The following is a 23,417-nucleotide window of genomic DNA, read 5'->3' on the forward strand; positions in this document are numbered from 1 at the left end:
CTGTTCTCTCTAGCCGCCGATCGGATGATGCACCGTCACGAGCTTCGTGCCGTCGGGGAAGGTCGCTTCCACCTGCACCTCGTGGATCATCTCCGGCACGCCCTCCATCACCTGGTCGCGGGTCAGGATGCGCGTGCCGTATTCCATCAGGCGGGCGACGGTCTGTCCGTCGCGCGCGCCCTCCATGATTTCGGACGTGATCAGCGCGATGCTCTCGGGATAATTGAGCTTCACGCCTCGGTTCAGCCTGCGGCGGGCGACGTCGGCCGCCACCGTGATGAGCAGCTTTTCTTTCTCGCGCTCGGTCAACTGCATGCCCTTCACCTCTTCTCCGGAATAGCTCCATTATAGGCGCGCTGCCGCAGGAAAGTAAATGAGTTATGTGAGATTATCTAACATAAAGCAACCGGGAAGCGCGAAAAAAGCCCCGCCGTCCAGAAGGACGACGGGGCAGGCGAGTCGGAACAGGGTCCGGAAAAAAGGGCGCCGGCAGCCGGCGCTACCAGATGCGCAGCAGCAGGTCGACGAGTCCGGCGGACTCCCCTTCCTGGCTGCCGATCAGCAAGACGGCCATCAGCATCACTGCGCATGCCATGACCATCATCCACAGGTATCTCATGGACGTCCCTCCGCTTCCGCTTGGTTTCGATAGGATCATTGTACCGCAGGACGGATCGTTCATGCCGTAAAGCAATCCTAAAAAAACCTTAAGAAAGTCTAAAGATCGTGATCCTGCGCCAGCGGCAGCCGCACCTGGAACGAAGTCAGATACGGATCGCTCGCGGCCGAGATGCCGCCCCCGTGCTGCTCGACGATGCTCTTGGCGATCGCCAGGCCGAGGCCGGAGCCGCCGCTGTCGAGGCCGCGCGCCTTGTCGACGCGGTAGAACCGGTCGAACAGATGCGGCAGGTCGACCGACGGAATCATCTCGCCGTAATTGACGACCTCCACGACCGCCTCCTCGCCTTCCGCCGAGGCATGGAGATCGACCTTGCCGCCGTCCTTGCCGTAATGGATCGCATTGGCGAGCAGGTTCTCGAACACGCGCACGAGCTTGTCCGGATCGCCGGTGACGGCGAGCTTGCCGGACGGGGCATGGAGCGCGCCGACGAGTCCCGCCTCCTCGAGCGGCACTCGGTATTGAATGAGCAGCTGGCGCAGCAGCTCGGTCAGATTGAACGTATGGATGCGCTGCGGAGACGTCTCGTACCGCATTTTCGTATAGTCGAACAGGTCGTTGATCAGCACGTTGAGCCGCTTCGACTTCTCATAAGCGATATGCACGTACTGGCGCACCTCCACCTCGTCGCGGCAGCGGTCCTGCTCGATCAGGCCGAGATAGCCGATGATCGAGGTGAGCGGCGTCCTCAGGTCATGCGAGACGTTCGTGATGAGCTCGCTCTTGGTCTGCTCGGCCCGCCGCTCGTCGTCGAGCGACAGCTGCAGCTTGTGCACGAGATAATTGATGTAGGCGGCGAGATCGCCGAGCTCGTTTTTTTGCCGCACCGGCACCTGGTAGTCGAAGTTGCCGTCGGCGATGTAGCGCACGCTGCGGCTGACGTCCCGGAAATAGCGGAACTGGCGCTGCTGGAGCAGCAGCAGGAAGACGAGGAACAGCCCGATCGCGAGAATGACGAGCGTGAAGTCGCCGAACTGGTCGATCAGCAGATGCGCGATCCAGCGCAGCGCGGGCAGCTCGCTCGCCAGCCGCTCCGCGACGACGACGAGCAGCACCGACGAGATGACCGAGAGCGCGGCGCTCAGCGCGAGATGGAGCAGCAGGCGGAACGTCATGTCCTTGACGACGTTGTCATCCTTCAATTTTGTAGCCGACCCCCCACACCGTCACGATGAACTTGTCTCCCGTCTCCTGCTCCAGCTTGTCCCGCAGCTTGCTGATATGCACCATGACGGTATTGTTCGATTCGTAAAATTTTTCTTTCCACACTTGCTGGAAAATGTCCTCCGCGCTGAACACCTTGCCCGGATGCGAGGCGAGCAGATGGAGGATGCCGAACTCCGTGCTCGTCAGATGCAGCTGCCGCCCGTCCTGGCGGCAGGTGACCGTATGGGTCGACTTGTCGATGACGATCGGCCCGAGCTCCACCGCCCCGCCGGCGTCGGACCCGCCGCCCGCCTTGGGGAACTGGTAGGCCCGCCGCAGCAGCGACTTGACGCGGGCGACGAGCTCCAGCGGGTTGAACGGCTTGACCATATAGTCGTCCGCTCCGGTCATCAGCCCCATGATCTTGTCCATGTCCGCCGCCCTGGCGCTCAGCATGAGGATCGGCACCTGGGCCGATCCCTCGCGGCGCAGCTGCCGGCATACTTCAAGCCCGTCCGCCTTGGGCATCATGATGTCGAGCACGATCAGATGGAACGGCTCCGCGGCGGCCATGGCGAGCGCCTCCTCCCCGTCATGGGCGAGCACGGTCGCATAGCCCTCGTTGGCCAGATAGATCTGGATCAGCTCCGCGATCTCGCGGTCGTCGTCTACGATCAGCAGCTTTTTCACCGATTACCACTCCTTACAGCCACTATACCGCACGGCCGCCGGCCTTGGAAGCGCGCGCGCCCGATCGAAAGGGCCGTTTAAGGAATCTTCAGGCTTTCTTCAGAAAAAGACAAAAGAGCCTTCCCGGAATGATGGGGCTTTGAAATTAAGATGAGGAAAATAAAAAAAACCGTACGAATGTCAGGATAAAACACCTGATACTCGTCGGCTTAAATGCTCATTTGATTTTTTTTCTTCTTACCTTATCTGCTTTAGATTGGAACGGATGGTTTCGAACTTATGAGTGCTTTAAGATTCCACGCGGTCGGTGATCGTGATGAGGTTCTGGTCCGCATAGTACACGCAGTACGTGCCCAGCGCCTCGGCGATGAAGCGCAGCGGCACCATCGTCGTGCCGCTCATGTTCTGCGCCGGCACCGACAGCTCGATCTCCATGTCGTTGACCTTGGCCTTGGTCTTGTTCACCTGCAGGAAGATTTCGTTTTTGCCGCGCGTCGCCGTAATCGTCTGCTCGTACTGGTCCCAGTCGACCGTCGCCCCGAGCGCCTCGAAAATGCCGCGCAGCGGCACGAGCGTGCGTCCGTCCTTGACCAGCGGCTCCTTGTCGAGCGCGTAATTCACGCCGTTGACCAGCACCTTCGGCGCCTCCTTGGCGGCTTCTGCGGCCGGCGCGGCCGCGCCGGCGATCAGGATGCCGGCCAGCAGCAGGCCGGCCGCTTTCTTGCTTTGATATGTACTCATGAACATGCCTCCTCGGAGCGGATTTGATTCTCATTAAACCGCTTCCCGAACGACTTAAACGCTGACGATATCAAGAAGTTGCGATGCCGATAGGATTCATTCCACTTTAATGCAGGAATGCGGCAATCGGTAGTCAATTCAAGGCACATATGGTACACTAATTGGAATGATGTTAATCCTGGGAGGGACAAGCATGGCACCGAAGAAGATGCGTTCTGACATGATCAAAAAAGGCTTCGACCGAGCCCCGCACCGCAGCCTGCTGCGCGCTGCCGGCGTCAAGGAAGAAGACTTCGACAAGCCTTTCATTGCCGTCTGCAATTCCTATATCGATATCATCCCCGGCCACGTCCACCTGCAGGAATTCGGCAAGGTCGTCAAGGAAGCGATCCGCGAAGCGGGCGGCGTGCCGTTCGAGTTCAATACGATCGGCGTCGACGACGGCATCGCGATGGGCCACATCGGCATGCGCTACTCGCTGGCGAGCCGCGAGATCATCGCCGACTCCGTCGAGACGGTCGTCAACGCGCACTGGTTCGACGGCATGGTGTGCATCCCCAACTGCGACAAGATCACTCCCGGCATGATGATGGGCATGCTGCGCGTCAACATCCCGTCCATCATGGTGAGCGGCGGCCCGATGAAGGCCGGCCGCACGAGCGACGGACGCGCGATCTCGCTGACGAGCGTGTTCGAGGGCGTCGGCCAGTTCATGGCCGGCAAGATCGACGAGGTCGGCCTGACCGAGCTCGAGCAGTTCGGCTGTCCGACCTGCGGCTCCTGCTCCGGCATGTTCACCGCCAACTCGATGAACTGCCTCGCCGAGGCGCTCGGCATCGCCCTTCCGGGCAACGGCTCCATCCTCGCCGTAGCGGAGGAGCGCAAGGAATTCGTCAAGGAGTCCGCCCGCCAGCTCATGAAGCTGATCGAGATGGACCTGCGTCCGCGCGACATCGTCACGGCGGAGGCGATCGACAACGCGTTCGCGCTCGACATGGCGATGGGCGGATCGACCAATACCGTCCTCCATACGCTCGCGATCGCGCATGAAGCCGGCATCGAGTACCCGATCGCCCGCATCAACGAAGTCGCCAACCGCGTGCCGCATCTGTCCAAGCTGGCTCCGGCGTCCGACCTTCACATGGAGGACGTGCATGAGGCCGGCGGCGTCAGCGCCGTGCTGCGCGAGCTGCTCAACAAGCCGGGCGCCCTGCATACCGAATGCATGACCGTCACCGGCAAGACGATCCGCGAGAACGTTGAAAATACGGAAATCAAGCGGCGCGACGTCGTGCGCCCGATCGACGATCCGCACTCCGAGCGCGGCGGCCTCGCCGTCCTGTTCGGCAACCTGGCTCCGGACGGAGCGATCATCAAGGTCGGCGCCGTAGACAAGTCCGTGGGCGGCTACCACCGCGGCCCGGCGATCTGCTTCGACTCGCAGGACGCCGTGCTGGAAGGCTTGAGCAAAGGCCTCGTCAAGGAAGGCCATGTCGTCGTCATCCGCTACGAAGGGCCGAAGGGCGGCCCCGGCATGCCGGAGATGCTCGCTCCGACGTCGCAGATCGTCGGCATGGGCCTCGGCGCCAAGGTCGGCCTCATCACCGACGGCCGCTTCTCGGGCGCCTCGCGCGGCATCAGCATCGGCCATATCTCGCCGGAGGCGGCGGACGGCGGTCCGCTCGCGTTCGTCCACGACGGCGACATCATCGAGCTGGACATGAACAACCGCACGATCCAGCTTGAGATCAGCGACGAGGAGATGGCCAAGCGCCGCGCCGAATGGACCGGCTTCGAGCTCAAGATCAAGCGCGGCTACCTCGCCCGCTACGCTCATCTCGTCACCTCTGCCAGCACCGGCGGCGTCATGAAAATCTGATTCCTTACCCAAAAAGCTCCCCGGCGCTCGAAGCGCCGGGGAGCTTTTGGTTTACAGGTTGAATTGTCGCGGTGCTGTCCATCTATGTCTTGAGAGCTCCGGCGAGCACGATGCTGCCACGCGGCTCCTGGCCGAAGGCGTCCGGCTCCAGCGTGATGGCGACCTGGTCGTACGAGCCGCCGGGGAACGTGAACGTGACCGCGCCGGCGTTGCCCGTCGGCATGAACGTGCCGGCATTGACCGGCTTGTCGCCCTTGATCAGCCACACCTGGAACGCCTGCTCGTCCCTCAGCTCCGGAAGCCGGCTCGCCTGCACGATCAGATGGGTGCCGCGATCGTCCACGACGAGATAGGCCTGCCCTCTGGCGACGAGATCTTTGACCGGCTTGAGCGTGACGATCTGGCTGACCATCGCGCCGGCAAAAGGCTGCTCCGTCTTGCGCAGCTGCTCGAGCGTGCTGTCCAGCGTCTGCGTCGACGCCTGCAGCTCGGCCGAGAGCCGCTTGTTCTCGCGCCCGAGGCTGTCCATGCGCTGGGCCAGCACCCCGGTCACGAGCAGCATGACCGCTGCCGCTCCGGCCAGCGCTCCGACCGCGAGCCGCCTTCTCCTCCCGGTCCCCTCCGCGGCTGGCGCTTCCTGCGCGCGCTCGGCCGGGCGCTCTGTCCGGTCCGCTCCGGAGAGCGGCGCAGCCGACGAACGCTCGTTGCGGTCCGCGAGCTGCTGCCTCGCGTCCGTTCCGTCCTCGTCTTGGCGAAGCGCAAAAACGTCCGGAGGCAGCGCCGGCTCGGAGCGCTCGGCCGCGTCCTCCTCCAGGCGGTCCGCCTGAGGACGGCCCAGCACCTGGCCTAGCACGCGCTCGCGCATTCCCTGCGGCGGCTCGGCCGGCTCGGCGGCTAGCGGCAGCAGGCCGAGCAGCTCCTCGATCCGGGCCAGCTCCTCACGGCAATCGCTACAGCCTGCGATATGCCGCTCCATGCGCTCTCGTTCTTCGCCTTCCAGCAAGCCCATCGCATACAGATCGATGTCCGAGCATGGCTTGCGATTTTCCTCCTCATGTCCTTCCCTCATGATCGAACCTCCCCCCTCCACGATTCGCCCAGCTGACTGCGCAGCTGGCGAAGACCGAGGCGGATCCGACTTTTGACCGTGCCTAGCGGGATGTCATGCCTGTCCGCAATTTCCTGCTGGGTATACCCGCCGAAATAAACCCACTCGATCACCTGCTGCTGTTCCTGGCTGAGTCCGGACAGAGCTTGCCTCATCTGCTCCGCCAGCATCCGGTTCTCGACGGTAAGCTCCGTCGTGACCGGGTCCCGCAGCTCATCCATGCCGTCCTGGCCGCCGGCGGCTGGCCGGCGGTCGCGCTTGCGCAGCCAGTCGATCGCGCCGTTGCGCGCCATCGTGAAGATCCAGGTGCTGACCTTCCCGGAGCGGCCGTTCGATACATACGCCTCGGCATGGTTCCAGAGCTTGAGGAACAGCTCCTGAACGATCTCTTCCGCCGCCATGCTGTCCTTCACGATTCGGTAGACGAACGAGTACAACGGCTTCTCGTAGCGATCGTATAGCTTCTCCAGCGCATCGCTGCTCCGGGAGGCGATCTGAAGCATCAGATGCTCCTCCCAGTCTGCCTCGGTCATGTGTTCCTCTCCCTTCCTATCTATCATATCCCCTAGGGGACAAAAGTCCAATCCGACGCAAAAACAAAAGCCGGTCCTCCCGTAAGGGGACCGGCCGGCAAGGTCAGGACAGCACGCCCGGAGCAGCCGCAGGCTCGCTCGCCAGAGCGGCCAAAGCGGCTTCCGGCTTGGCCGCGACAGGCTGGCGCGGAGCCGGAGCGGAAGTGCTCGTATAGCTTTCCATGTCTCTGCGGGAGAGGAACAGCATGCGCGGATACATCGGCTTGGCCTCGCCGCGCGGTTGCGCTCCGCGAGGCTTGCGGGACTTGGCGCGCGGTTTGGCGGATAGAATTCGGAAAAGGATCTTCAAATAAATGCGGGATGCCTTGGCGAACAGGTTTTCCGGCAGGTCGAACACCTGGAAGCCGAGCTTGTCGGTTCCGTTGTGGATCATCGTCACTCCGTAGAGCGCCTTGACCTTGTCCATCGCAGGATCGTTCAGCACCGCGGCGGACAGGGCCGGGAGAGCCGACTCCATCTCGCGCAGGAGACGGATGATGACCGCGAGCGGAGAGGAGGAGCGGACCGCCGCCTGGCGGAGCATCTCATTGTCGAGATGGATCTCGGCGAGCGGATCTCCCTTGACGATGCGCTCGCCTTCGCTCAGCTCGATCGGCGGACCGTTATAGGCGACTTTGCGATAGTGAAAGACCGGCCTGCCGCCCTTCTCGCTGGCGACCGGCTTCAAGCGGAACACGAGATGGAACAGCTTCTCGTATTGCAGCCAGGCGCCCGCCAGCAGACGGTTGAACGCCGTCGGACGCTTCGCCTTGTTTTTCTCGGTCAGCTCCATGAGCGTCGGGACGCCAACGAAGCGGAAGCCCTTGCGGCCGCCCTCCTCCAAATACACCTCCAGCGCCTCCAGCATCTGGGCCGGCGCGTCCTCGTCCGCTCCGAGCGTGCGGCCGCAGTCATGCAGCAGCATCACCTCGCCGGGACGAAGCTTCTTGAGCAGGCGCCTTTTCAGCCTGTCGGACGTTTCATGAGCCTTCCAATCGCCGAAAATGCCCGACCAGAGCACGATCTTGTACTGGCCCTTCTTGGAGAAATCGAACAGGTTGACGATTCCCCAGGGCGGTCGGTAATAAACGGGCGTCTCCCCGATCGCCTGCTCGATGACCGCGCTCGTCAGGGCGATCTGCCGCTTGACGGTTTTCGGCCGCATGATCCAGTTGCTCTTGTGCACGTAATTGTGGATGCCGACCGTATGCCCCTCGTCCCTCATCCGCCGAAGCAGCTCCGGATGCTGCTCCGCATGGGACCCGACGACAAAAAAAGTCGCCTTGGCGCGATGCCTGGCGAGCAGATCGAGCAGCATGGGCGTGTAGACGGGATCCGGGCCGTCGTCGAAGGTAAGCGCGATCTCCTTGTCCGCGAGTCCGCGCTTGAACACGCGGAAGCCGAACAGGCGGCTGATCAGTCCCGGGATAAACGCATAGAGCGATAGGAAGTAGAATCCCCAGACGAGCAAATTCTCCATGTTTCTGTTCCCCACCATATTCTCTAGAAGTCTACCACCCATTGTAGCATAAACGAGTTTCAAAAAACCGCCTGCATCTTTAAAATCTATAGTACAATCAAAGCGGAAATATGAATCGATTTCCAATTGACGCTGCAAAGGAGCCGGATTTCTCTCATGCTGATGTTTTACCGCAAATATTGGCGCACCGCATTCGATATCGCTCTAATCGCCCTAACCGTGTACCTCATTATGCTCGCGTTCAGCTTCCTTTACTCCATCGCCGCTCCGATCTTCCTCTCCCTGCTCATCTTCGCCGTCATCGAGCCGCTCGCAAGGCTGCTCCACCGGCTCGGCCTCAAGAAGTCGATCGCCTCGGCGCTTTCGATCCTGCTCTTCTCCGCGATCGTGCTCGGCATCTTCTTCGGCGCAGGCTACATCATGGTGCGGGAAGCGAACTCGATCGCCCACAAGCTGCCTCAATACCAGGCGATCCTGCAGGAGCAGCTCGCCCAAGGGTCCACCTGGCTCAAGGACAAGACGAGCGCGCTGCCGCCCGATACGGTGGACAAGATCCAGGACTACATCGACGCTCTGACCCGCTGGGGGCAAAAGGTCGCGGAAGGCTTCCTGCTGAAGGCCGCCGGCTACCTGAACTCGGTCTCCACGTTCATGTTCAACTTCGTGCTCGGCGTCATCCTGGCGTACTTCCTGAGCATCGAGATCGCCGACTGGAAGCGGATCGCCTCGAGCAAGACGCCCCGCACGTTCAAGAAAGCCTTCGTCTTCCTGCGCGAAAACGTCTTCTCGGGCATCGTCGGCTACCTGAAAGCCCAGATGAAGCTCATCTCGATCACCTTCATCGTCATCTTCGTCTCGCTGCTGGCGCTCGGCGTCGACAACGCGCTGACGATCTCCGCCATCGCCGCCGTGTTCGACGTGCTGCCGCTGCTCGGCGTCGGCACCGTGTTCGTCCCGTGGATCGCCTACCTGCTCGTCGTCGGCGACTACAACCTGGCGATCTGGCTCGGCATCCTGTTCCTCGTCATCGTCGCCGCCCGGCAAATTCTCGAGCCGCTCATCACCGGCGACACGCTCGGCGTCTCCGCCTTCACGATGCTCGCATTCATGGTCATCTCGCTGTCCTTGTTCGGCGTCGCCGGCGTCATCCTCTCTCCGGTGCTCGTCATTCTCGTCAAGGCGCTGTACGACCAGGGCTATTTCCGCCGCTGGATCACTCCTCCCAAGGACGAGTACGACGTCGAGCTGGCGGAGAAGGGCTGACGCCGTTCCTGCCTCGAGCCAAGCCCAAAAGGGCCGCATCCGCTGTCATGATGACAGCGGATGCGGCCCTTTGCCTGCTTCATTCCAACCTATCCGGCGGCGGGTCCGTTTTTGCCGGCGGAAGAGCTTGTTTCCTGCTCCAGCCGGAAATGCCCCAGCGAAGCGCGCAGCGACGAGGCGACTTCCTCCAGGCGGGCGGACAAGCCGACCAGGCTGTCGCTCACGCCGAGCTGCTCGCTGCTCAGCGAAGCGACCTGCTGGGAGGCGGCGGCCGACTGCTCCGAGACCGAGCTCACGCCGGACATCGCCTGGCCGATCTGCAGCTGCGTAGCGCCGAGCTCGACGATCGCCTCGTCGACGCGCGCCAGGCTCTCCCCGAGCAGCGCCATCCGGGACTGCGCCTGAAGGAACAGGCTGCCCGCCTCCTGCACGGAATCGAGCTGCTGCCGGAATGCCGGGCGAGCCGTCGCCAGCGTCTCGACCGTTTCGCCCACCTCGGTCTGAAGCGCGGCGAGAATGGCTTCGACCTGCTGGATGGAAGCCTTGGACTGATCCGCCAGCTCCCGCACCTCGCCGGCGACGACGACGAAGCCCTTGCCGGCCTCGCCCGAGCGGGCCGCCTCGATTGAAGCGTTGAGCGAGAGGATGTTCGTCTGCTTGGCGATGCCCGACAGCAGCGTCAGGATGCCGCGGATCGAGCGCGTATTGTCGGACAGGCGGGCGATCTTGGCGGAGATGTCGCTTACGATCCGATCCGCTTCCTCCGTCTTGCCGAGCATCTTCTCCATATGGCCGGTCCCTTCCCGGCTCGCGGACTCCACTTGGCCGGCCGATGCGCGCATCTCGTCCGTGCTGAGCTTCATCCGCTCCATGCCTTCATCCATCTTCTCCGTCAGCTCGATTCCCTTCTCGGCCTCGACGGCGAGGCTGGAGGCTCCGGCCGCGATTTCGTCCGTGGCGGCTGCGATCTCCCGCGCGGACGTGGCGGTTCGGCGAGACTGATCGGCCATCTGGCCGGCGGTATCAAGCACTTGGGCGGCCATGCGGCTCGTCTGGCCGACAAGCTGGCCGAGCTGCTCCATCATGCCGTTGAAGCTCGCCGCAAGCTGGCCGATCTCGTCCTTGGAGCGGTGGCTCGACCGGACGCTCAGCTCCCCGTCCTTGCCCCGCCGCATGAGCGAGCGCAGGCTGCGCAGCGGCCTGCCGACGCTCCAGACGACGAACGCGCCGACGAGCACCGCCAGCAGGGCGGCTCCCGCCGCGACCCAGACCGTCATGACGAAAATGCTTTTGGCATCCTTGACGAGCTCTCCGCCCGGAATCGTGGCCGCCACGGTCCAAGGACTGTTCTTGAGATGATCCTCGATCATGAGCAGCGAGCCGCTCCAATAATGGATGGGCGTTTCCGAGCCCTTGAGCTGCAGCGGACTCGCCTGGCCGGCCCGCTGGCCTCCGCTCGAATCCGAAAGCACGATTCCCCGCTCGTCGATCAGGCTGATCTCGCCGCCGGATCCGAGCCGGATGCCCTCCAACTGGCTGCCGACGAAGTCGGCATCCAGCTCCAGCAGCATCAGGAAGGCCGGATCGCCCGAGATCGACTTGATGACTCTCGCCAGACCGATCGAAGGCGGGCTTTTCGCATCGAAGCCTCCCGGCTGGTAAGGCGTCCAATACGGCTTGCCGTCCAGGCTGACCGCCTCCTTGTACCAGGCCTCCTCCTTCGCCAGCTTCACGTCGAGCGTCAACGTGCCGACCGCTTCGGTCTGCAGCCGGTCGTCGATCGGGATGAAGGCGATATGGCGGATCGTCTTGTTCGCCATCGCCATCGAGGAGATGCGGTCATACAGCGTCCGCTGCGCCTTGAAGCGCTCGAATACGTTTTCTTCCTTATGGGCGAATACCAGCTCGCTGACGGATTCCTGAACGATCTTGTCCGTCAGGAAGTGCATGGAGAAGCGCAGGTAGTCATCCAGCACGATGTCCAGCCGATCCGCGACCTGATTGGCCGTCTCCACCGTCGATTCCGTCACCTTGCGCTCGATCACCGATTTGGCGATTCCATACGAGATGAAGCCCATGGCGAGCACGCAAGCGACGATGCTGGCGAAAATGATCAGGAACAGCTTTACGCTGATGAGGCGAAAAGGGCGAAGGATCCACTTCGAAACAAATTGATTCAATTGAAATCGCCTCCAATTCCGAAAAAGGGGTGTCTTTATACCTATCGGAACGTAGAGGGGATATTTTTATTAACAAAGGGCTCTTTTTCACTTTTCTTGGGCGGACGAGGCCAAGGCGGCGCGCTCCCAGGCCGCGATCCGATCCATGACGCCGCCGAACAGCCGCGCCGCCAGGTTGGCGCTTCCCTCCGGACGTTCCTCGGCCAGGACGGCGACGGCATAGCGGGGATGGTCGGCAGGCCCGTAGCCGATGAACCACTGGCTGTTCCCCGCTCCGGGCCTGCCGCTTTCCGCCGTCCCCGACTTGCCGGCCAGCGGCCAGGCGGCTCGGTGAAGGCCGCGTCCGGTTCCGCTGGCTACGACCTGCTCCATGCCTCTCCTCAGCATGGCGGCCGTGCGCGGCGAGATTTGCCCGTGCGCGGAGGGCGAGGCATGGCTGCGCAGCGCGGCGAGACGCTGGCCGTCGGCAAAGTCGATTTCCTTCACGAGCGCCGGCTCGGCCACCCTGCCGCCATTGACGATCGTCGCCGCCAAATTCGCCGCCTGCAGCGGCGTCATCCGCACATCCTCCTGCCCGATGCCGCTGCGGGCCAGCTTGCCGCTGCGCAGCAGCTCAAGCCGGCTCCATGGGCTTGCCGCGCCGAATACCGTGCCCGCCTCCTCCTCGCCGATCAGGCGCAGCGGTCCGGACAGCGCGCCTTCCCTGCGGCCCGCCTCGAGATGCCAGCCGATGCGCCTGCCGAGACCGAGCTTGTCCGCCGCCGCGGCGAGCTCATCCGGCCGCAGCCGCTCCGCCAGAGCGGCGAACACGATGTTGCAGGACTGCGCCAGCCCTTGCTCCAGCGTGAGCCGGCCGTGGCCGCCTTCTTTCCAGCATGACAGGCCATGATGGCCGTATTCGCCTCCGCAATAAAATTCCTCGCCCGGCTCGGCCGCTCCGGCCTCCAGCGCTGCCGCCTCGGTGACAAGCTTGAAGATCGAGCCGGGCGCATAGGCGCGCACGGCCCGATTGGCCGCTCCGTCAAAAAAAGCTTCTCCTCGTGCCGGAAGCTCCATGTCGGGCTTGGAGACCATCGCCAAAATGTCCGAGTTCCGGACATCCAGCACGACGACCGCGCCTTTTTTCAGCCCGGCCTCGCCCGCATACCGCTGAAGCTCGACTTGCAGAGGCAGGCTGAGCGTCGTCCGCACCTGCAGCGGATAACGCGGGTTGGCCGGGCGCTCCACGGTCAGGCCGAGCCCTTTGAGCGGCAGGCCGGCCGCATCGGTCATATAGCTGGCATAGGCCGGCCCCGTCCCCCGAAGAAGCCCGTCCAGCGACAGCTCGAGACCGCCGCCTCCCGTTGCGTCGCGCAGGCTCGCCTTGCCTGCGGCCAGCCGCTTGCCGTATGCGGCGGCGATCCGTTCGGGATTTTCGCTGACATATCCGATCGCCTGGACGGCAGCGGACGACGGATCGCGGCGGGCGCGGTAGGGCAGGATGGCCACGCCTTCCAGCTTCAGGCCCGCCAGCTCGGTCCGCTGCCGCGGACTGAGCCGCAGCGGCAGGCCGCTTTTCGCATCCATCCAGAAGCCCGGCTCCTTCCTCCGCTCCAGCTCTTGCCACAGCTCCTCGGAGCCGGCTTGCAGCACTCGCGCCAGCTCGGCCATGTCCCGGCCGCTGCCGCGCGGCTGGCCGGACGGATGCGGAAAGATCGCCAGCGCCTCATAAGCGAAGCCTGTCAAAGGCAGCCCGGAGCGGTCGACGAAATCGCCTCTTCCGGCGTCCAGCAGCAGGCGGTGGCTGCGCTGCCTAACCGCTGTCTCGGACGCTGTCGCATGGCGGGCCGAGGAAGCGGGGCTCCACGGCCAAAGCATCACCCAGCCGAGGCGGAGCAGAGCGACAAGCAGCAAAGCGGCGATCAGAGCCGCCGCCGTCTTCATTCGGGAAGCGGACATGGGCCGTTCCTCCTTCGGTTCCAGATGTCGCGGTTGTTCTGGAATCCAGTATTCCCCTGCCGCTCCCCGCCTACACGCGAAAAGCCCCGCCGGAGGCGGGGCTGGGTCGAAGCAGGAAGGAGTCAGAAGTCATGCCTTGAAGCGGTCGAGCGATCGCTGGAGCGACTGCGAGACCTGCTCGAGCTGGGCGGCGAGTCCGACGAGGCTGTCGCTCACGCCGAGCTGCTCGCTGCTGAGCGATGCGACCTCCTGGGAGGTGGCGGACGACTGCTCCGCTACGGCGCTGACGCTGCCCATCGCGGAGCCGATCTGCTGCTGCGACTCATCGAGCAGACGGATCGATTCGGCCACGTTCTCCAGCGTCGACGCAAGCGAATTCATGCGAGCCTGGACCTCATGGAAAATGCCGTTCGCTTCCTTGACGGAGCCGATCTGCTCTTGGAATACCGGCTGCGCCTTGCCGAGCGCCTCGACGGTCTCCTCGATCTCCGTCTGGATCGTCGTCGTGATGCTTTCCACCATGCCGATCGACTGGCGGGACTGCTCCGCCAGCTGGCGGATCTCTCCAGCGACGACCATGAAGCCTTTGCCGGCCTCGCCGGCCCGGGCGGCTTCGATCGACGCGTTGAGCGAGAGGATGTTCGTCTGCTTGGCGACGCCGCCGAGCATTTCCAGAATCTTGCGGATCGAGCTGGTGCTTTCCTGGAGGCGGCCGACTTTTTCGGTCATGTCGCGGACCATCTGCTCGGTCTCTCCCGTCTTCTGGATCATCGCAGCCATATGCTCCGTGCCCTGCCGGCTCGCCTGGTCGACCTGCTCGGCCGACAGCCGCATCTCGTCGCTCATCGCCTTCACTTGGCGCATGTTCTGATCCATGCCGCCGGCAAGATCGCTGCCTCGCTCGGCTTCCATCGCGAGGCTGGTCGCTCCGCCCGCGATCTCCTCCGTCGCGACCGCGATCTCCCGCGCCGCTCCTGCCGTCCTGCGGGAGGCTTCTCCGACCTCGGAGGCGGTATGCAGGACATGCTGGGCGTTGTCCCTCGTCTGGCCGACGAGAGCCGTTATTTGGCCCATCATGTCATTGAAGCTCTCCGACAGCTGGCCGATCTCGTTCTGCGAGCGGATGTCGGAGCGGACGGCGAGATTGCCGTCCTTGGCCTCCCCCATCAGATTGCGCAGCTTCTGCAGCGGCCTGCCGACGCTCGCGACGACATAGACGCCGACAAGGATCGCGATCAGGGCGGCAGCCGCGGCGATCAGCCAGGTCATTCTCTCGATTTCTTTGGCATCGCGCACCAGCTCCGACGTCGGAATCATGCCGAGCACCTTCCAGCCGACCGTCTCCAGCGTCTGGTAGACGGCCAGCACCTGTCCGACGTTGCTTTCCGTGATGAAGCTGCCGCTATCGGCTGACGCGCCGCTGCCGGCGAAGTCGATGACGGACTTCTCCCCGGCGAGGCCGGACTCGATATTGTCGATCAGGATCGTATTGTCGCCATCGAGAATCCGGATGCGGCTGCCTTCTCCGATCTTGACGTTCTGCAGCTGCTGCTCGAGCAGCGAGGCCTTGAGCTCGATCAGCAGCGCGTACGCGTAGCTGCCCGACGTATCCCGGATCGTCCGGGCCAGGCCGAACGACCTCTGGTCGTTGCCCTGGAAGCCCTTTTCCTGGATCGGGATCCAGATCGACTTGCCTCCCAGCTCGACCGCCTGCTTGAGCCAAGGCGCGTCCTTGACCGTTTCGTACTTCAGATTGCCCGTGCCGAGCACGTTCGTTCCGTATTTCTCTTGCAGCGGAATATAGTTGACGTTCATGACTTCCGCGTTGGACATCGCCATCGCGCTCAGCTTGGTCGACAAAGCGCGCTGATTCTCGAAAATCGCGTATTCGTCGGAAGCGCTGCTCCCGAGCTCCCGGATGTTGTCCTGCAGCGACTTGTCCGTAATGAACTGGATCGAGAAGTTCTCGTAGTTGCCCAGAATCAGATCCAGCTTGCCGCGGATCTGATCGATCGTCTCATTGGAAGCGGCGGTCACCTTCTTTTCGATGACGCCCTTGGAAATCTGGAAGCTGAGCGTGCCGACGACGGCGACGCAGGCGACGATGCTGACGAAAACGATCAGGAACAGCCTCACGCTTAAAAGATGTAGCGGATTGCGGAGCCGGGCCCGCGCATCTGCCTTGGCGCCGGTGGGCTTGTCCGACAGGGAAGGCTCCGTGCTTGTTCCGCCGCCCGACTTGCGCATACGGCGTTGGAATGGATTCTGCATCTGTATACACCATCCTCTATTCATGAAAGCTTTCCCTATCCATATCGGAGTCTGCGTGGACGAAGTTTAATCCATCTTAAAAATAAACAAGGCTGCCGGCTCTTGACAAGCCTCGATCCGGTCGATCGAGAAGCCTCTGCCTCCTCCGAGCGGGCCGAACGAAAAAAGCGTCCCGTCGGCTGCATGGGCCGGCGGGACGCTTCGTCAACTCGGGCTTGCGGGATCGAATCATTCGGTGCGGAAACGCTCCAGCGCGGCCTGCAGCGACTGCGAGACGCCTTCGAGCCGCGCGGACAGCTCGACCAGGCCTTGGCTCACGCCCTGCTGCTCCTGGGTAAGCGAGGCCACCTCCTCGGATGTAGCCGATGCCTGCTGCGAGACGGCGCTTACGCTGCTCATCGCTTCGCTCAGCTGGGCGTGGACGTCGTCCAGCAGGCGGACCGACTCGCTTACGCGGTCGAGCGACTCCGTGAACTCGCCCATCCGGCCCTGCACCTCCAGAAAAATCTGGCTCGTCTCTTTGACCGATTGAATCTGTTCCTGGAACATCGGCTTCGCCTCGCCGATCGAAGCGGCCGTCTGGGCCATCTGCTGCTGGATCCGTCCGGTAATCGTCTCGACCAGCGCGATCGACTGCCGGCTCTGCTCCGCCAGCTGCCGGATCTCCGCCGCCACGACCATGAAGCCTTTGCCGGCCGCTCCCGCGCGGGCCGCCTCGATGGAGGCGTTGAGCGAGAGGATGTTCGTCTGCTTGGCGACGCCTCCGAGCACGTCCATGATCTGGCGGATGGAGCGGGTGCTCTCCTGCAGCGATTCGACCTGCGCCGCCAGCGAGCTTGTCGCCGATTCCGTAAGCGCCGTCTTCTCGACGAGCTGCGTCATGCATTCGGTCCCGCGGCGGCTGGAAGCCTCCACCAGAGCGGCCGTCTCGCCCATCTGGCTGTTGCTCCGCCGCAGCTGCTCCATCCCAAGGCTCATGTCGGCCGTCAGATCGCTTCCGCGCTCGGCGTCGGCCGCCAGGCTAGTCGCTCCGCCGGCAATCTCCTCCGATGCGGTCGCGATCTCTCGCGCCGCCTCGGCCGTCCGCCGCGAGGCCCCTCCAAGCTCGCCCGCCGTGCTCAGCACTTGCACCGAGCCGCTTCGCGCCTGCTGGACCAGCTCCGTAATCTGCGCCATCATATCGTTGAAGCTCGTCTCCGTCTGGCCGATCACGTCGGTGCTGCGCGGCTGCGCCCGTACCGTCAGATCGCCTTCGCGGCCCCTCTGCATCAAGCTCCGCAGCCGCTGCAGCGGGCGGCCGACCAGGCGCATGACGAACAGCCCGATGAGCGCGGCCAGCAAGGCCGCCGCCGCGGAGACGAGGAACGTCATCCGGTAGATCGCGTCCGCTTCCTGCACGAGCAGGCCGACCGGAACGACGCCGGTCAGGACCCAGCCGTTGGAAGGAAGCCGGTCGTAGATCGCCAGCGCCTTTCCGCCTTCCTCTTCCTTGACCAGCGAGCCGCTCGGACGGGCTGCCGCCTCCGCCGCCACCTTCACGCGCGCTTGCTTGCCGATCGCTTCCCGTCCGGAGCTGTCCAGCAGCACCCGGTCCGTCTCGTCGACGATCGAGATGCCGCTGCCTTCTCCCAGCTCGGCGCCCTTGAGCTGATCTTGCAGCGCCGAATCCTGAATTTCGACGAGCAGCAGGTAGACCGCGTCCGTGCCGCCCGGCTCCCGCAGCGCGCGCGCCAGGCCGATCGTCGGCTTGCCGCCGTCCTGGAAGCCGGCGGTCTGCGTCGGAATCCAGATCGACTTGTTCTCGGTCTTCACGGCCGCCTGGTACCAGTCCAGCTGCTCCAGCTTGGCTTTGTCGAGGCTGCCCGTTCCGAGCACCTTGCTGCCGAGGCTTTCCCGCAGCGGGATGAGGTTCAGATTCTCGACGCCGGACATTCCGATGACCATGCTCTGGATCTTGTTGTTCAGCTCCCGCTGCGCGTTCGCGAGCGCCGTCTCGCTGCTCGCGTAAAGCGTGCTGCCGATCATGTTCTGCAGCGTCGTGTCCGAGACGAACTGCACGGCGATGTCGTTGAACTTGCCGAAGACGAGCTCCAGCTTCTCGGCCAGCTGCTTCAAGGTCCGGCTCGACGAGTCCGTCGCCTGCTGCTCGATGATCGACTTGGAGATGCTGTAGGACAGCTGCCCCATCGCAAGCACGCAGATGAGGATGCTGGCGAATACCGTCAGGAACAGCTTCAATCCGATCGACAGCGTCCGCCTGGGCGGGGAAACGGACGGGGGACGGCCCGCGACGGCCTGATGCCGCTCGGCCTCCCCGATCTGCCCGCTTCCATCGTCCGGCTTGATTTTGCTCCTCGCCCGCTCCCATCGGCTCTTCCATCCATTCCGCATGACAGCCACACTCCATCCGTTTGCTAGTATCCTTGTATTCCCTTGTATCGGATCGTCCGAGATGGTCCTTTATGCCTATGTCAGCTTTATATTCATGAATTATTTTGGATTTTAATTCCATTATCCAGTGATTGCGATATTTTCTTTCACTCGTTAACGAGATAAGGCAATAAAGAAATCAATCGAAATTCATGTAACCGTATTCAATCGCGCAAAAAAAAGCCCGGACCTGTGTAAAGGTCCGGACTGTCTCGCTTCGGCGATCAGCGGATGCGCTTGCGCATCATGTCCATCGGGCGCACCGGCTCGGCGACGCGCAGCACGATCTCCTGCAGCGGATGGCGCGCCGCGTCGAGCCGATTGCCTTCGCGGTCGCGCAGCTCGTCGACCGTCTGCTTGAAAAACGTGCCGCCCGGGCCGAAGAACTCGATCTCCTGGCCCGGCTTGAAGTGGTTGCGCTGCTGGACGACGGCAAGTCCCGTCTGCTCGTCATACTCCAGCACGACGCCGGCGAAATCGTACGGCGCGGCTTTTTCCTCCGGCTCGTAGATGTGGTCCTCGGTGCCCGGCGTATCGAAGAAGAAGCCGGTGTTGAGCGGACGGTTGGCCGCCTTGTGGACCTCTTCGAGCCATTCCGGCCGCAGCTCGTAGCCGTCCGGGTCGGCGAAGTAGGCGTCGATCGCCTGCCGGTACGCATTGACGACCGTCGCAACGTAGTGCAGGCTCTTCATCCGGCCCTCGATCTTGAAGCTGTCCACGCCGACCTCGATCAGCTCCGGGATGTGGCGGATCATGCACAGATCCTTGGAGCCCATCGTGAACATCTGCTCCTCGCCCTCGGCGATCGTGTCGCCGTCGACGTACAGGTCGTACTTCCAGCGGCAGGATTGGCAGCAGCCGCCGCGGTTGGAGTCGCGGTCGGTGAAGTGGTTGGACAGCACGCAGCGGCCGGAGAAGGAGGAGCACATCGCGCCGTGGATGAACGCCTCGATCTCGATGTCCACATGGGACTTGATCTCGGCGATCTCCTCCAGGCTCGTCTCGCGCGCCAGCACGACGCGCGGCAGCCCTTCCTCCTTCCAGAACTGCACCGTCCGCCAGTTCAGCACGGACTGCTGGGTGCTCAGATGCACCTCGAGGCCCGGAGCGACCCGCTGCGCCGTCTCGACGATCGCCGGATCGGCGGCGATGATCGCCGCGATGCCGACCTCCTCCAGCTTGCGCAAATAAGCCTCCAGGCCGTCGATGTCCTCGTTGTGGGCGTAGATGTTCGTCGCGACGAACACCTTGGCGCCGTAACGGGCGGCGAATTCGACGCCTTCCCGCATCTCCTCGAAGCTGAAGTTGTCGGCGCCGGAGCGCAGGCCGTACTTCTGTCCGCCGATGTAGACGGCGTCCGCGCCGTAATGGACGGCGAATTTCAGCTTTTCCAGATTGCCTGCGGGCGCAAGCAGCTCCGGCCGGTCGAGCCGGTATCGTTTCCCCTGATAGCGGGGCTTGTTCATCGTCATGCCCATCGTTCGTTCACCTCCTGAAGCTCGGCCGTCAATAGACCTGCTCCTTATAGAAAAATCCGTAGCTCAGCTCGCGGGACGGATCCTGCACGCGGCGGATCGCGGCGAGCCAGGACGGGTCGAAGCGGTAGCCGGCCGGATCGGCGGCATAAGCGTCGATCGCGGCGCGATAGGCCCGCACGACCGTCTCGTTGTACGCCGGCGTCTTCATGAGGCCTTCGACGCGCAGGCTGTCGATGCCGGCCTCCAGCAGCTCATGCAGGTTCTCGATCATGCAGATGTCGTCCGAGCTCATCATGTACGTCCCGTACGCGTCCTGGTAGATCGGATAGCGCTCGTCGCGGCGGTCGGCTTCCATCAGGAAGAGGCCTTGCCCGAGCGCGCTGTCCACCTGCTCCGGAGCCTTGCCCAGATGGCCGAGGTAGCTGTCCACGAGCGAGCGCTTGGAGTGGTAGATGTTGGTCATGCCGTGAACCTGAACCTGGACCTCCAGCGACGTGCGCTGCTTGACCTCGACGATCTGCTCCATGTTCAGCTCGCGGGCGAGCACGATGCGCGACGCCCCCCGCTTGCCCCAATAGTCGGCCTGCGCGTAGCTGGTCGACGTCATCTCGGCGTTCCAGTGCAGCCGCAGCTGCGGCGCCGCCTCGCGCGCTGCCATCAGCACCGACGGGTCGCCGAAAACGATCGCGTCGACGCCGATCTCCGCGAGCCGGCCCAGATAAGCGGGCAGCTCGCCCACCGTGCGGTTGTCCATCAGGTTGTTGACCGCCGCGTAGATGCGCGGACGGCGCTCCGAGCCGCGAGCGATCCGCACGGCCTCGCCGATCTGCTCCAGCCCGAATTCTCCCGGCAGCCTGGCTCCGAATCGGGATTCCCCGATGACGAAGGCGTCCGCGCCGGCGTCCGCCAGCAGGCGGAGCTCCTCCAGGGAAGCGGCCGTCGCCAGCAATTCCGGTTTTGTCGCCACCATTGATTCCTCCTTGCTCCTGCTTCTATTGCTTGCCGCTTTCGCGGATGTTTTTCAGATGCTGGTCATAGGTGACGGCAAACAGATGCTCGCTCGAGCCGTCTTTTTTCGTCACATAGTAGTAGAAGTCGTTTTTCTCCGGCTGCAGCGCCGCCTCGATCGACTTCAGGCTCGGACTGCTGATCGGCCCCGGCGGCAACCCGTCGCTGCGATAGGTGTTGTACGGGCTCTCGACCTCCAGATCCTTCTCGAACAGCCGCTCCTTGGGCTTGTCGAGCAGATACTGGACGGTGGCGTCGATCTGCAGCCGCATCGGCTTGGCGAGCCGATTGTAGATGACGCCGGCCACGGCCGCGCGCTCCTGGTCGACGACGACCTCGCGCTCGACGAGGGAGGCGACGGTCATGAGCTCATGCAGCGTCAGCCCGCGTTCTGCCAGCGGCTCGTCGATCTCTCCCAGCTCGGCCAGCTTGCGGTCGGTCTCGGCGAGCATCCGCTGCAGGATGTCCTCCTCGGTGCTGCCTTTCTTGAGCTCGTACGTCTCGGGGAACAGATAGCCCTCCAGCCGGTGGCGCAGCCTGGCGTCGTCCGGAATCGACTTGACCGCCTCCGCCTCCCAGTCCCTCTTCTCGTCCGCAAGGGCAAGGAAGCGGGTCTTGTCGATGAAGCCCTCCGCCGCCAGCTTGTCCGCGATCTGCAGCAGCGTGAAGCCTTCGGGAATCGTGAAGCGGATCGTCTCCTCCTTGACCGTATCGCCTTCGTTCAGCTTGCGGATGATGGCGTCATGCTCCATGCCGGGGGACAGCTCGTAGGTGCCGGCCTTGAACGCGCCGCCCTGCTCCCGGAATTTCAGGTAGTACTTGAAAATGAACGCATCGCGAATGATGCCCTCCTGCTCCAGGCGGTCGGCGATCCGGTTCGGGGACATGCCCCGCTCGATGGCGACCTGCCTGGCCTCGCCCGCCTCCGCCGGCCTCAGGCCGTTCCATATATAGCCGCCCAGCCCCGCTGCCGTAAGCAGCAGCAGCGTGACGAGCGTCAGCAATACCCATACCGTAATCCGGCTTCTCGAAGGTCCTGCAGGCTGCTGCGCGTCCCCTTCGACTCGATCGTTCCTTCGCATCTGGCTTCTGTCCCCCGCTTCCGACTGTACCTGAATTCCGCAGCCCGCCCTCGCGGCGCGCCCGGGCAGTAGAAAAGGGGCGGCAATTGCCCGCCCCAACCCGCCTGCTATTCCTTGCCCGATTCTTCGAAAAGCAAAACGTCGTAAGCCTCGGCGGCAAGCTCCCATTCCTCGTCGTCCTCGATCGTCTCGAGCTGCGGCTCGCCGCCATGCGCGGCGACCCGGAACATCTCGACCTCGCCTTCCTTGCGTCCGGCCGGAGACTGGAGCGCCGCGTAATTCGAGCCGTCCAGCTCGAATTCGGCAAGGATGACAAAGGCGATCTCAGCCCCGTCCTCGTCGACGAGGAGCACTTCGCGGCCAAAAGCCTGCTTGAGCAGCGACACGCGCTGCGGAAGTCCTGCGCTCATCAGCCTTGTCCGTCCTCCAGCTCGCCGAGAAGCGTGTTGAACGTCTCCTCGACCATGCTCCACTCTTCCTCGTCCTCGATCGTGTACAGCTTGAGGTCGTCGCCGTCCTCCTCGTAGCGGAACGCGTAGACTTCGTCTTCCTCTTCGTCCTCGCCTTCCTCCGCGCTGAGCGGAACGACCATCATGTATTTCTGGTCCGAGCCGTCGACTTCGAACTTCATGATGACCTCGAACTCTTCCTCGTTGCCTTCCTCGTCCGGAATGTAGATGATTTCCGGCTCTTCAAACTGCATGTCGTCCTTTGCCATCGTTTACCCTCACCTTTTCATCTTAGAGTCGAGATAATTCTGCAAAATCAGCGCGGCCGCGATCTTGTCGACGACCTGCTTGCGTTTGTTGCGGCTGACATCCGCTTCGAGCAGCGTCCTCTGCGCGGATACCGTCGTCAGTCGTTCGTCCCATAGGTGTACAGGTAAGTGGACTGCTTGCCTCAATTCCTCGGCAAATGCGATGCAAATTTCGCCACGCGGACCGATCGTGCCGTTCATATTTTTAGGAAGCCCGACGATGATCTCGGACACCTCGTGCTCCGCGGCAAGCTGCGCGATTCGCTGCAGCTCGCCGCCGCCCTTGCGCTGCAGCACCTCGAGCCCTTGGGCGGTCCAGCCCATCGGGTCGCTGAGGGCAACGCCGATGCGGCGGTCGCCGTAGTCCAAGCCCATAAGTCTAGTCAGTCTGCATTCTCCTGTCGCGGCCTGATCAGCGGTGAGCGGCCAGATACGAGCGGACCAGCTCCTCGATCAGCTCGTCTCGTTCCTTCTTGCGGATCAGGCTTCGTGCGTTGTTATGCCTCGGGATGTAGGCGGGATCTCCGGATAGCAGATACCCGACGATCTGGTTGATCGGATTGTAGTCCTTGTCGACCAGCGCGTCATACACCGTCAGCAGGATCTCCTTGGAGGAAGCCTCAGGACCGTCTGCAACCACGTCGAACTTCATTGTCTTGTCCATGGAGCTCACCGCCAGCACCTCGCTTTCCTCTGGCCCGGATCGTAAGGGCGC

At 63.2% G+C, this 23,417-nt stretch carries 20 protein-coding genes; 2 read left to right on the forward strand and 18 right to left on the reverse strand.

From position 1 onward, the window contains the following. Positions 1 to 9: 9 nt before the first annotated feature. The 4 genes from NYE40_RS16490 to NYE40_RS16505 all read right to left on the reverse strand — a co-directional run bounded on the left by NYE40_RS16490 (position 10) and on the right by NYE40_RS16505 (position 3,256). The gene (locus NYE40_RS16490; protein WP_028597570.1) at positions 10 to 315 is read right to left on the reverse strand and encodes an urease subunit gamma; all 306 of its coding nucleotides are present in this window, start codon (positions 313 to 315) and stop codon (positions 10 to 12) included. Positions 316 to 717: 402 nt separating this feature from the next. Then, positions 718 to 1,821, reverse strand: a complete 1,104-nt coding sequence (locus NYE40_RS16495; RefSeq protein WP_228551611.1) for an ATP-binding protein — start codon at positions 1,819 to 1,821, stop codon at positions 718 to 720. Then, complete coding sequence (locus tag NYE40_RS16500; protein ID WP_339278695.1) at positions 1,811 to 2,515, reverse strand: response regulator transcription factor; 705 nt, start codon at positions 2,513 to 2,515, stop codon at positions 1,811 to 1,813. Before NYE40_RS16500 ends, NYE40_RS16495 begins: the two co-directional genes overlap by 11 nt. A 288-nt stretch (positions 2,516 to 2,803) precedes the next feature. After that, a complete protein-coding gene (locus tag NYE40_RS16505; RefSeq protein WP_339278696.1) occupies positions 2,804 to 3,256 on the reverse strand; it encodes a copper amine oxidase N-terminal domain-containing protein in 453 nt (150 codons plus the stop codon). 193 nt (positions 3,257 to 3,449) lie between these two features. On the opposite strand from NYE40_RS16505, the gene ilvD reads away from it, so the two are divergent. After that, the gene (ilvD, locus tag NYE40_RS16510; RefSeq protein ID WP_028597567.1) at positions 3,450 to 5,135 is read left to right on the forward strand and encodes a dihydroxy-acid dehydratase; all 1,686 of its coding nucleotides are present in this window, start codon (positions 3,450 to 3,452) and stop codon (positions 5,133 to 5,135) included. An 82-nt stretch (positions 5,136 to 5,217) separates the two neighbouring features. Here the strand turns inward: ilvD and NYE40_RS16515 are convergent, their stop codons facing one another. The 3 genes from NYE40_RS16515 to NYE40_RS16525 form a co-directional block, all read right to left on the reverse strand. Further along, complete coding sequence (locus tag NYE40_RS16515; RefSeq protein WP_339278697.1) at positions 5,218 to 6,204, reverse strand: anti-sigma factor; 987 nt, start codon at positions 6,202 to 6,204, stop codon at positions 5,218 to 5,220. Beyond that, positions 6,201 to 6,776 carry a sigma-70 family RNA polymerase sigma factor gene (locus NYE40_RS16520; protein ID WP_028597565.1) on the reverse strand — a complete coding sequence of 192 codons (576 nt, stop codon included), beginning with the start codon at positions 6,774 to 6,776 and terminating at the stop codon, positions 6,201 to 6,203. The genes NYE40_RS16515 and NYE40_RS16520 overlap by 4 nt, the downstream gene beginning before the upstream one ends. A gap of 103 nt (positions 6,777 to 6,879) precedes the next feature. Further along, on the reverse strand, positions 6,880 to 8,295 hold the full coding sequence (locus NYE40_RS16525) for a polysaccharide deacetylase family protein (RefSeq protein WP_339278698.1): 1,416 nt from the start codon (positions 8,293 to 8,295) through the stop codon (positions 6,880 to 6,882). A gap of 156 nt (positions 8,296 to 8,451) precedes the next feature. Between NYE40_RS16525 and NYE40_RS16530 the strand changes: the two genes are divergently transcribed. Then, on the forward strand, positions 8,452 to 9,558 hold the full coding sequence (locus NYE40_RS16530) for an AI-2E family transporter (protein ID WP_101807909.1): 1,107 nt from the start codon (positions 8,452 to 8,454) through the stop codon (positions 9,556 to 9,558). Positions 9,559 to 9,647: 89 nt separating this feature from the next. Here the strand turns inward: NYE40_RS16530 and NYE40_RS16535 are convergent, their stop codons facing one another. From NYE40_RS16535 to NYE40_RS16585, 11 genes are all read right to left on the reverse strand, one after another. Then, entirely contained in the window at positions 9,648 to 11,738 is a 2,091-nt protein-coding gene (locus tag NYE40_RS16535; protein ID WP_101807910.1) for a methyl-accepting chemotaxis protein, read from the reverse strand. Positions 11,739 to 11,825: 87 nt separating this feature from the next. Further along, positions 11,826 to 13,676, reverse strand: a complete 1,851-nt coding sequence (locus tag NYE40_RS16540) for a penicillin-binding transpeptidase domain-containing protein (protein ID WP_101807911.1) — start codon at positions 13,674 to 13,676, stop codon at positions 11,826 to 11,828. 129 nt (positions 13,677 to 13,805) lie between these two features. Beyond that, a complete protein-coding gene (locus tag NYE40_RS16545) occupies positions 13,806 to 15,947 on the reverse strand; it encodes a methyl-accepting chemotaxis protein (RefSeq protein WP_028597561.1) in 2,142 nt (713 codons plus the stop codon). Positions 15,948 to 16,175: 228 nt separating this feature from the next. Next, on the reverse strand, positions 16,176 to 18,338 hold the full coding sequence (locus NYE40_RS16550) for a methyl-accepting chemotaxis protein (protein WP_339278699.1): 2,163 nt from the start codon (positions 18,336 to 18,338) through the stop codon (positions 16,176 to 16,178). Positions 18,339 to 18,601: 263 nt separating this feature from the next. Continuing rightward, a complete protein-coding gene (locus tag NYE40_RS16555; RefSeq protein WP_339278700.1) occupies positions 18,602 to 19,855 on the reverse strand; it encodes a U32 family peptidase in 1,254 nt (417 codons plus the stop codon). A 28-nt stretch (positions 19,856 to 19,883) separates the two neighbouring features. Then, positions 19,884 to 20,822, reverse strand: coding sequence for a peptidase U32 family protein (locus NYE40_RS16560; RefSeq protein WP_101808234.1), 939 nt, complete (start codon positions 20,820 to 20,822; stop codon positions 19,884 to 19,886). A 25-nt stretch (positions 20,823 to 20,847) separates the two neighbouring features. Further along, positions 20,848 to 21,867, reverse strand: coding sequence for an endolytic transglycosylase MltG (mltG, locus tag NYE40_RS16565; RefSeq protein WP_028597557.1), 1,020 nt, complete (start codon positions 21,865 to 21,867; stop codon positions 20,848 to 20,850). Positions 21,868 to 22,052: 185 nt separating this feature from the next. Then, positions 22,053 to 22,355 carry a DUF1292 domain-containing protein gene (locus NYE40_RS16570; RefSeq protein WP_339278701.1) on the reverse strand — a complete coding sequence of 101 codons (303 nt, stop codon included), beginning with the start codon at positions 22,353 to 22,355 and terminating at the stop codon, positions 22,053 to 22,055. Beyond that, positions 22,355 to 22,663, reverse strand: a complete 309-nt coding sequence (locus NYE40_RS16575; protein WP_028597555.1) for a DUF1292 domain-containing protein — start codon at positions 22,661 to 22,663, stop codon at positions 22,355 to 22,357. The genes NYE40_RS16570 and NYE40_RS16575 overlap by 1 nt, the downstream gene beginning before the upstream one ends. Positions 22,664 to 22,672: 9 nt before the next feature. Continuing rightward, positions 22,673 to 23,077: a Holliday junction resolvase RuvX gene (gene ruvX / locus NYE40_RS16580; RefSeq protein WP_043110901.1), complete on the reverse strand. Its 405-nt coding sequence runs from the start codon at positions 23,075 to 23,077 to the stop codon at positions 22,673 to 22,675. 37 nt (positions 23,078 to 23,114) lie between these two features. Beyond that, positions 23,115 to 23,375 carry an IreB family regulatory phosphoprotein gene (locus NYE40_RS16585; RefSeq protein WP_028597553.1) on the reverse strand — a complete coding sequence of 87 codons (261 nt, stop codon included), beginning with the start codon at positions 23,373 to 23,375 and terminating at the stop codon, positions 23,115 to 23,117. Positions 23,376 to 23,417 lie beyond the last annotated feature (42 nt).

Origin of the sequence: Paenibacillus sp. FSL W8-1187, assembly GCF_037965485.1 — a bacterium.
In the GTDB taxonomy this organism is placed as follows: Bacteria; Bacillota; Bacilli; order Paenibacillales; family Paenibacillaceae; genus Paenibacillus_O; species Paenibacillus_O pasadenensis.